At 73.8% G+C, this 301-nt stretch carries 1 protein-coding gene; it reads right to left on the reverse strand.

What is annotated here, in order from left to right; translation table 11 throughout:
• A partial coding sequence (locus UK12_RS35285) for a proprotein convertase P-domain-containing protein (RefSeq protein WP_045307311.1) occupies nucleotides 1-301 on the reverse strand: 301 nt, incomplete at both ends.

Raw genomic sequence — 301 nt, forward strand, 5'->3', positions numbered from 1 at the left:
CCGCCGAGGCGTTCACCGTGTAGGTGGCGTCGACATCGGGGGCGGAGTCGTTGCCGGAGTTCTTCAGCCGGTAGGCGGTGCCGTGCGGGGCGACCAGGTCGATCACCAGGTTGCCGCGCCAGCTGTGCTTGATGGCCACGGCCACCTGGAGGGCGGCTGGGGCGTTGGCGGTCCGCCCGGTGACCGTGATCGGGGACGACACGGCCGCGCCCGCGTCCGGGATGGCGACCGCCGCGGTGTTCTCGAAGGCCGTGCCGCCGCGGGGCGAGGTGGTCTCGCCCGACAGCGGCCAGACCGCGTA

It is taken from the genome of Saccharothrix sp. ST-888, assembly GCF_000955975.1.
GTDB lineage: Bacteria > Actinomycetota > Actinomycetes > Streptomycetales > Streptomycetaceae > Kitasatospora.